Genomic DNA, 9,159 nt, shown 5'->3' with positions numbered 1-9,159 from the left:
TCTTAATATAATTCGACATTTACCTTATTATCCCTTTTATGTATTTTATAGAGAAAGGTCGTGTTTTATGATTTCGAAACTCACATTTGGTTCTAAAAAACCTACTGTTCAGTATGTATTACGGCCGAGCTGTTATGCGGTTATTTTTGATCCAACTACTTCAAACATAGCTATCATTCAAAATGGAGAACGTTACTTTTTACCAGGTGGCGGTATGGAAGGTAATGAAACAAAAGAAGGATGTTTGCATCGTGAATTACTCGAGGAATTAGGATGGACAATTGAAATTGAACAGTATATCGGTAATGCAGCGCGATATTTTTATGCGGAAAAAGAAGATACATATTATTTAAATGATGGGTTCTTTTACATCGCGAAAATGATAAAGAAACAAACCGAAAACTGTGAAGAAGGTCATTTTTTACAGTGGATGCCTCCATTACTGGCTATGGAGCATTTACTTCACGATCATCAAAAATGGGCTGTTGAACAAGCGCTTTTATCGCATAAACAAAAAGGATCTCCTTCTACTTGAAAGAGATCCTTCTCACTATTAACTTGCTTTTTTTAAATTGAAAGCTGGCTTCTTCACTCCGCCTTTTTTTACAACATATAATCCGATGAAGATAATAAACCCGCCAACTAATTGCATCATGTTGATTTGCTCTCCAATTGTTACAGCCGCAAAAATAACTGCGAAAAGTGGAACAAGATACATGTATACCATTACTTTCGTTGAGCCAATTTTGCTAATACCGACATACCACATCGCAAGTCCGAAGATTGTCGCAAAGACGATCGAATATGCTAGTGATCCCCAGCTTGGCATATCTACTGGCCATGTTAACGTATTTACATTGAATAAACAATATATAACGAGTGGTACAATTCCAATTAAAGTAGACCATGATGTGACTCTCATTGCGGAGTATTTTGTAATAAGAGGTTGCGCTAAAATTGGATACCATCCCCACGCAATTGCTGCGACTAATCCAATTAAATTTCCGAGCCACGCATACTCATAAGTTGCTCCTCCTGAATGCCCTGTTAATAAAACGAATGCTGCACCAACAAAGGCTACTATTGAACCAATTTGTACTTTCATCGAAAAACGTTCTTGTTTGTGCAATACTGCTAATATCCCTGTAAATATAGGTGACATCGCAATTAATAATGAGGCGTTCGTTGCTGAAGTATATTTCACAGATAGCATAAACATCGTTTGGTACATTGTCGTTCCAACGATACCGACTGCTAATAATCGTAACCAATCTTTTCTTTCAATACGTAATGAGCGTTCCATAATAAATGTAATAAGTAATAATACCGGTGATGCTACTAAAAAACGTAAACTATTAAATTGAATGGATGACATAAATGCCACGCCATACTTTCCAATTGTATAATTTGCTCCCCATACTAATGCAACTGATACTAGGAGCCACTCCATTTGCCATCGTTTCATCCGAATCTCCCCTTCCCTATTTAGCATAGTAAAATTGGCTGGATATAACACCGTCCAATTGGCTGTTTTTTTACCCAGCCAATTTGTTATACTTGATGTAGTTAAGAGATACGGAGGCGTTTTTATGGAATGGAAGCTAGATAACGACAGCAAAATCCCAATTTATCAGCAAGTTGTTGACTTTATTGAAAGACGCATTACATATGGAGAGCTTCCCCCAGGTAGCTTCCTCCCTTCAGAACGGAAATTAGCTACGCAGTTAAATGTAAACCGAAGTACGGTAACGACTGCTTATAATGAACTTCGCGCAATGGGAATTGTAGAAAGCACGACCGGTAAAGGTACACGTGTGAGCACACATATGTGGGGCGTTTCTCCAACATTAACGCCGAACTGGAGAGGTTTCGTAGAAGGCGGGACTTTTTTACCAAATTTACCGTTACTTCGCCATATTCGGGCGCAAGTACAGCAAAATGAAAACATGATTGATTTCGCAAACGGAGAGCTCGGTTGTAACCTTTATCCTCACGATCAACTACAAATGATTTTACGAGAACAACCGTTAACACAGTCATTAAGTTACGATCATCCGCAGGGCTATCTCCCGCTAAGACAAGCGGTAGTAAAATATATGAAGGATTATTTAAAAATTGAAGCGACCGAACAGTCGATTATGATTACATCCGGCGCCCAGCAAGCACTTCACCTTATCGTACAATGTTTATTAAATCCAGGTGATGCAGTCGCTTTCGAAAGTCCATCACACTGCTATTCATTACCGTTATTCCAATCAGCAGGTATTCGTATTTTCCCATTACCTGTCGATGAGCATGGTATTAATCCGGATGATGTGCAAGAGTTATATAGAAAGCATCGTATTAAAATGATCTTTTTAAATCCAAATTTCCAAAACCCTACGGGAACGATGCTGCATCCAAACCGTAGAAAAAAACTGTTATCACTTTGTGCAGACTTACGAATTGCGATTGTTGAAGATGATCCGTCTAGTTTACTTACGTTAGAAAATAAACAACCTTGCCCTACTTTAAAATCGATTGATGAAAACGGAACTGTCATTTATGTACATTCCTTATCAAAAATGATTGCGCCAGGGTTACGAGTTGGCTGGCTTGTCGCCCCGCAGTCTGTAGTCGAACGATTATCAGATGCGCGTCACCAAATGGAATTAGGAATGAGTATATTCCCGCAATGGCTTATGCAGCAATTTTTCGAAACCGTACCATTTCAGTCGCATATAGTTCCTTTACGAAAACAACTAGCAGAAAAAAGAGACATTATCGTCCGTGCCCTAAACGAAAAACTTCACGATAAAATCTCTTTCTCAAACCCGACCGGCGGTATATACATATGGGGGAAATTAAACGAACCGATAAACGAAAAACAGCTCATTATGCAGAGCTTAAAACAAGAAATCGCCTTTATGCCAGGTAGTATTTTCGGCGCGAAAGATGGTTATATTCGTTTATCTTACGGGAAAGTGAATATTGATCAAATTGAGGAAGGTATTTCTCGTTTGCGTGAGGCAATTTTGATTTGTGAAAAATAACTTTAATCAGCGGGGGTTCTGTCCATCCCCACTGATTATTAGCCTTCACCAATCGGACTTTTATGGAGAGTTGATCCACCACCTAACTTCCTCGTAATCACTTATTTTTGAGGTTGGAATCATACTGCCCGTTAATGCAGGATAGAGCATTCTCGTTTGACAAAACCTAAATCTACCATTATTATCAACTCGAACCTATTTATAGGAGTGATAAATATGAAAATTTATGTTGATGCAGATGCTTGTCCTGTAAAAGATGTGATTATTTTTGAAGCTACGAATGCAGAAATTCCTGTTACTCTCGTTACTAGCTTTTCTCATTATTCTAATGCTAAGCAGCCAGCAGGTGTGGAAACAATTTATGTTGATTCCGGAGCAGATGCTGCGGATTACCGAATTATGCAGTTAGCAAAAAAAGAAGATTTAATCGTAACGCAAGATTACGGTCTTGCTTCGCTCGCTTTAGCAAAAGGCTGTATCGTTCTACACCATAAAGGCTATAAGTATACGAATGAAAACATTGACCAACTATTACAAACACGTTATTTAAGTGCAATGGTTCGAAAAAGCGGCAAGCGTACAAAGGGTCCCAAACCATTTACAGCAGAAGATAGAGAGAACTTTAGAGAGCTTTTTAAAAAAGAGATTTCACTCTAGAAATGAACCTTCTATTTGTAGGGAAAACTTAGCAAAGAAAAGAAGAGAATATCCAAATGAACATTCTCTTCTTGAGGTTTACCCGTTTAAAAAGACGGTAAATTATCTAAGTTATTTTCCTTTATACCATCCGGTTCACTACGTATAATATCCCTACCATACTTATGAAATACGTCCACATGAGCTAACTTCCCTGATTTTGCTTCATCAAGAGCAGTAATATAATCTAACTCTCTTCCGCTACTCGTTTTAAAAGCAATTAAATCACCTTCATCATTTTTACGAACTGCAACTATTTGTTCTGCTCCTGAATCGATTTCCTGGTCCTGGGCTACTTCCAATTGAGCTTGCCCTTCCCCTTGATGTAAGTAATCATTATAAACTTTTTGAAAGTCTTTTTTATCCAATAAACTCACCCCCAAAATATTTCATTAGTATGTTTGGAAGTCATTGGTTTTATGTACTTTTCCCATCAAGTTAACAAAAATACACTACCCCAAAGAGATAACCCAAATCATAATTTTTTCAATCTATTACAAATTCATTTTTAAATTTTATAGAGTACCTCTCAATATAAGATAATCAAAACAGATAATATTATAATTTATTATATCGAAAACATTTAAGAAATGGAGCTGTTCAGATGAATATCCAATTGCCTACGCTCTCTGTTTTCAATTAGCTGAGGTCCCTCATTTTAAAGTTCATACAGAAATAGACGTAAATAATGAACCTTGGCTATATAAAGTATGGGTTATTTCATCTGCTAAAACACCATAGCAATTAGTCTACAGTGCTGTTTATTTTAACCTGTATTATAAAAACAGCCGAAATACCGATTCCTTAACGTACAGGGAATCGGTTAATTTTCGTCCAAATTGTGTCTAAACGTACAATTTGGATGAAATGGCATAGTGACCCCATGCCCATCAACGTAAGAATTTTATAGCACCCAAAAATAGAAAAATGTACCTTTTCACCTGGAGATGCCAATTTTCTATTTTTAGGGTATTTGTTTTGCTTAACTCGATTGTGATGGGGCGGAAACCTATTAAAGATATTTCCCCTACTAAAATAGAAGGTACTTGCAATTTTAGTACAAATTTCAGTTGGACTCATGTTACTTAATCGTTCCCATCGCACCAATTTTCACATTTACCTTGACGTTTACATCGCCCTTTGCTAATTCATTATTCCATTTATTTTGGACTTTTTTCCATTCTGGATATGTGTAAGTTCTTGCATATCTCCCAAGCCCAATAGGGTCGATTTTGACAGTTTGTATTTTCTTTATTAATTGATTGAAATCAGCTTCCAGCTTAGTTTCAATCGCCTTTTGTAATTTTGCTGCATCCTTTCTTGTATTGAACAAAAAAAGCCGTTCTGTAATGCCGACCCTCATCTTTATATCTGTATTAAATATAAACTTATTATCATATCTTACCTTTGTCTTTACTTTAATATTATATGCAGTAAAACTTATCCAATCTTTATCCTGGCTATTCGACTTTAGTTTAATTGCAATTGTAAATGGAAAATCACCTGTAGTTCTTTGTTGCAGAATGCGTAATAATTTGTTTTCATCGTATTTTAGTGTTAATTTATACCTTCCTTTTTCATCTAACAAAGCTGTACCTGTCACAAATATTTTTTTCGTTTTTTTCATCTCAGTCATATTTGCTGTTAACCCTTTGTCTGCTATTTGTTCATGTAGTTCTTGAAGATTTGTTTTTACTGTGATATTTCTTAAAGAGGCGGTATCAACTAGTTTTGTTAAATATAGAGGAAGACGCGGCTTATCTTTTGGGTTATAAAAGATGACGTCCGAAACAGGTCCATCTACAGCAACAACCCTTGTGGTAACTGTATTTTTGGGATCTCGGTAAAATGGATCGAGATATTTCATCCAATTTTTTTGTTTCAGTAACCGTTTTCCAACTAAAATAACCTGTGTTTTACTTCCCGAGGTAAGTGCCATAACAGTAGCATCAAATTGGTCTCTAGATTTTCGAACCGTAGCAGATTTCACAACAGTAGTTTCTTCTTTTACCTTTGCTTCTTTATTGAAAACAGGGCTTGATATATACACTAATAAATTATCATTACGATCTAAATCGATACCAAGAACAAGAGTAAGAGAAACGTCTTCAACATTTGTTTGATCAAAGCATCCAGTCATCATGAATACCGATAACAAAATACAACATAGTACTTTTCTTTTCAATGTATCCTCCCCTGGCGAAACTTCTCATATAGATAGCAGTACAGCCATAAAATGATAGGTAATATATAGGTTAATCCTAATCCAGCATTCGATAATACCTGTTGCCAAATTTCGGCTTCATTCCAACTAGGATGAGTCCAAAATATGAATCCAATAATGAGCAATAAGAGAATAACTACATGAGAGCTGTGGTCTTGTTTTCCAAGTAATTGGCTTGAACAAAATACAGCGCAATATATGGTGGGAATCCATGCTGTGGAAACAACGGGTAAGTAAAGAGCCAATAAAATCATGTCAAAACGTTCTAAAAAACGAAACTCAATTACTTTAAGTAAATTTAGTACTGGTTGGTTAAATTGCGTAATGCTATCAGGGCTAAAATAGGCAAAGCAAACAAAAGTAGCAAATAAATAAAATAACATCGTTAAAGTATTTGCAATAACCATTCCATGGACTGCATACTGTTTTTTTTGTAAAAAGGGATATAAAAAGAACGCAATATCAAATCCTAAATAAGCAAAAATAGTGGTCGGTACAGCCGTAAATATAGGTTTCCACCCCTCTTTTAAGAGCGGAAAGAATGGCATCCAACTTCCGTTCTCTTTAAGAGGTATCAAAAAAAATAACGGAATCCAAAGCATCATATAAAAAGTAAGTTCGGAGTACCGCCCTATAATACGAGGGCCGTTACGTGCGACAAGAAAGGTAGGAATCGAAAATAAAAAGATAACGAGATAGTCAGGCGTTTTTGGAAGAAGCCATCCCTTAAGATAAAGCATAGCGTTCACAAGAACGACACAAGAATAAAAAGCGAAGTACATCATGTAAATAACAACGAATGCTTTCCCTACTATTTTTCCAAACAATCGTATAAGAATGTCATAAATCGTGTCCTCGGGATATCTTGCAGCAGTTTTCACTATAAATACACCTGATATTGTGGAGAATATCCAACCAATCAATATTGCTATCCATCCATCTGTTCCAGCTTTTTCTGCAAGCACGCGGGGAAGCGATAAAACGCCAGTGGCCACCTGCATTCCATTGATTAAAACAATATACTGCATAAGAGTGATTTCATTATAGGCATACTTTTTCATAATTTCACCTTTTATTATGATTCTTTCCTTGTCGAATAGATTGAATGGCTCTTTTACCCTTAGGACGTCTTCTTATTGCCCATAAAGGAAAGCGTACAAAAGCATCTTTCATATCTGCAAAGCGAAACGGTGCTAATGGCGTTCCGTAAGGGGTACCTAGCGATTCAAGGCTGATTAGATGTCCAATTAATGTCATCCATCCGATAACAAGTCCAACAATTCCAAATAAGGCAGCTGCTAGCATCATCGGAAAACGTAAAAATCTTACTGCCGCTCCCATATCATAATTAGGGATAACAAAAGAAGAGATGGCGGTAACAGCAACAACAATAATCATAATGTTGCTTACAATTCCCGCTTGAACAGCCGCTTGTCCAATAACAATACCACCTACAATTCCAACTGTCTGACCGATCGGAGTAGGTATCCTTAAAGCCCCTTCTCTCATCGTTTCCAATGTTATTTCCATAAGTAATGCTTCCATAACTGGAGAAAAGGGTACGCGTGTTCTTGATTCTGCAATAGATAAATACAGCTCTACAGGAATAACTTCAAAATTAAAGGAAATAAACGCAACATAACTCGCAGGTAAAAATAAAGCAATCATAAAGGCGATAAAACGAAGCACCCGAATAGACGAAGCAACTAACCACCTTGTACCGTAATCATCCACTCCTTGAAAAAAGGAAATAAAATTTGTTGGAGTAATTAACACATTAGGCGAATGATCCATTACAGTTACAAATCTGCCCTGTAGAATGTGAGATACTGCCAAATCAGGTCTTTCAGTTAATATAAATTGCGGAAACGGTGAGTAAGGGTTATCTTCAATGAATTCTATAAGTTCGCCATTACTAGCAACAGCGTCGACTGTAATATTTTGAATTCGTGTTTCTAATTCCTTCAGCACATCTTCAGAAGCTACATCTTTCAAATATAAAATAGAAATTCTGGTTTTGCTTCGTACACCAATTACTATTTCTTTTATCGTTAATTCACGATAAGGAATATACCTTCGAATCATTGCGATATTTTGACTTCCCGTTTCTATGAATGCTTGATGTGCACCTTTTAGAGCTATTTCGTTATGAGCGTCTTCAACACTTCTTTGTGGCCATCCTTTTGTATCCAGTTGATGTGCTGTTGTTCGACTGTGAATTAATAAAACACTATCTCCCCCAAAAATAGCATTTTCAATCTGACTCAATGTATTAATAATCTTAATTTGTCCTAATGGAATTGGAAGTTCTGTATTGGTATCAAAATCACTATGCATCAAAGGACTTAGAACATGATTTTGAATCAATTCTTTATCTGTTAATCCAGATAAATATACTAAAGCTGCTTCTAATCCATCTACTGTTATTTGAAACCGCCGAATTACTAAATCAGGTGCTTGACGAAATATGTTCTGAATATCAGCTATGTTTTTGGATAAATCAGCGTCTAAGAGGGAGTTTTCAATATTTTTTTCCTGAAAATGAGTATTGCCTCGTATTGAACATGACTTAGGATTGTCTCTATATTTTAAACGCGTCAAAAATTTAGCCATGATTCCCTCACTTTCTATGTACCTTTTATAGTATGTTTAGTTTGCATATATTAAGAAAAAATATCCTAATAACTAGAGAGGTAACATCAGAATTATTACTATAAAGTTTTTGGTGCATATTTCATAAAAACCACATTGCTATTCTCATTAACATAAGAAAATAACAATGTGGTTTCAACTTCAAGAATAGTCTTTTAATTTGATGGATGCAGCGTCACCATATATCACCATCAAGTTAAGATAAATTTGTATCTATATAGTAAAAAAATCGCTATTATTTTTTTAGAAGTATGCAGAAAGGATGGCATTTTTTATGAATCTTTCAATTCAAGATGAACTCCAATTATTTACTGCGGAATTATATCAATATTTTGCTCCTTCATTTTTAGAAGAACTTGCTAGTCATGAAATGAAATGAGCTACCAGGAATATAGTATTTCTTACGCTTCTTTTTTTCTTTTTTCTCTCCTTTTCTTTAGAAATCTCCTGTAAATCCGTTTTCCATTGTCTTATTAAATCTTTTTTTCGCATCGGACTGTGTTTGAATTAATCACCAAAGAGATATATACACTTTTTTAATCCAATTGTCTATTT

At 35.8% G+C, this 9,159-nt stretch carries 8 protein-coding genes; 3 read left to right on the top strand and 5 right to left on the bottom strand.

What is annotated here, in order from left to right:
• The first annotated feature begins 67 nt into the window (after positions 1-67).
• A complete protein-coding gene (locus AB3X48_RS13695; RefSeq protein WP_199715312.1) occupies positions 68-535 on the top strand; it encodes an NUDIX hydrolase in 468 nt (155 codons plus the stop codon).
• Positions 536-553: 18 nt separating this feature from the next.
• On the opposite strand, the gene AB3X48_RS13690 is transcribed toward AB3X48_RS13695, so the two are convergent.
• Positions 554-1,465 (bottom strand): DMT family transporter, encoded by a 912-nt coding sequence (locus tag AB3X48_RS13690; protein ID WP_002110592.1) that lies wholly within the window; start codon positions 1,463-1,465, stop codon positions 554-556.
• A gap of 124 nt (positions 1,466-1,589) precedes the next feature.
• On the opposite strand from AB3X48_RS13690, the gene pdxR reads away from it, so the two are divergent.
• Positions 1,590-3,032, top strand: a complete 1,443-nt coding sequence (gene pdxR / locus AB3X48_RS13685) for a MocR-like pyridoxine biosynthesis transcription factor PdxR (protein WP_199715311.1) — start codon at positions 1,590-1,592, stop codon at positions 3,030-3,032.
• A 216-nt stretch (positions 3,033-3,248) separates the two neighbouring features.
• A complete protein-coding gene (locus AB3X48_RS13680) occupies positions 3,249-3,689 on the top strand; it encodes a YaiI/YqxD family protein (protein ID WP_016105283.1) in 441 nt (146 codons plus the stop codon).
• A gap of 86 nt (positions 3,690-3,775) precedes the next feature.
• Here the strand turns inward: AB3X48_RS13680 and AB3X48_RS13675 are convergent, their stop codons facing one another.
• The 4 genes from AB3X48_RS13675 to AB3X48_RS13660 form a co-directional block, all read right to left on the bottom strand.
• On the bottom strand, positions 3,776-4,096 hold the full coding sequence (locus AB3X48_RS13675) for a DUF3892 domain-containing protein (RefSeq protein ID WP_016105284.1): 321 nt from the start codon (positions 4,094-4,096) through the stop codon (positions 3,776-3,778).
• Between the two features lie 713 nt (positions 4,097-4,809).
• Positions 4,810-5,913, bottom strand: a complete 1,104-nt coding sequence (locus tag AB3X48_RS13670) for a Ger(x)C family spore germination protein (protein WP_016105285.1) — start codon at positions 5,911-5,913, stop codon at positions 4,810-4,812.
• Entirely contained in the window at positions 5,910-7,013 is a 1,104-nt protein-coding gene (locus AB3X48_RS13665; RefSeq protein WP_016105286.1) for a GerAB/ArcD/ProY family transporter, read from the bottom strand. Before AB3X48_RS13665 ends, AB3X48_RS13670 begins: the two co-directional genes overlap by 4 nt.
• 4 nt (positions 7,014-7,017) lie before the next feature.
• On the bottom strand, positions 7,018-8,565 hold the full coding sequence (locus AB3X48_RS13660) for a spore germination protein (protein ID WP_016105287.1): 1,548 nt from the start codon (positions 8,563-8,565) through the stop codon (positions 7,018-7,020).
• Positions 8,566-9,159 lie beyond the last annotated feature (594 nt).

The organism is Bacillus sp. S4, from assembly GCF_040838205.1.
GTDB lineage: Bacteria > Bacillota > Bacilli > Bacillales > Bacillaceae_G > Bacillus_A > Bacillus_A cereus_U.
This window is presented reverse-complemented; position numbering and strand designations above follow the sequence as displayed.

What these genes read in the sequence shown, in the direction of transcription:
- AB3X48_RS13660 (WP_016105287.1), bottom strand. Translation starts at nt 8,565, where the DNA reads ATGGCTAAATTTTTGACGCGTTTAAAATATAGAGACAATCCTAAGTCA.
- AB3X48_RS13680 (WP_016105283.1), top strand. Translation starts at nt 3,249, where the DNA reads ATGAAAATTTATGTTGATGCAGATGCTTGTCCTGTAAAAGATGTGATT.
- AB3X48_RS13665 (WP_016105286.1), bottom strand. Translation starts at nt 7,013, where the DNA reads ATGAAAAAGTATGCCTATAATGAAATCACTCTTATGCAGTATATTGTT.
- pdxR (WP_199715311.1), top strand. Translation starts at nt 1,590, where the DNA reads ATGGAATGGAAGCTAGATAACGACAGCAAAATCCCAATTTATCAGCAA.
- AB3X48_RS13690 (WP_002110592.1), bottom strand. Translation starts at nt 1,465, where the DNA reads ATGAAACGATGGCAAATGGAGTGGCTCCTAGTATCAGTTGCATTAGTA.
- AB3X48_RS13695 (WP_199715312.1), top strand. Translation starts at nt 68, where the DNA reads ATGATTTCGAAACTCACATTTGGTTCTAAAAAACCTACTGTTCAGTAT.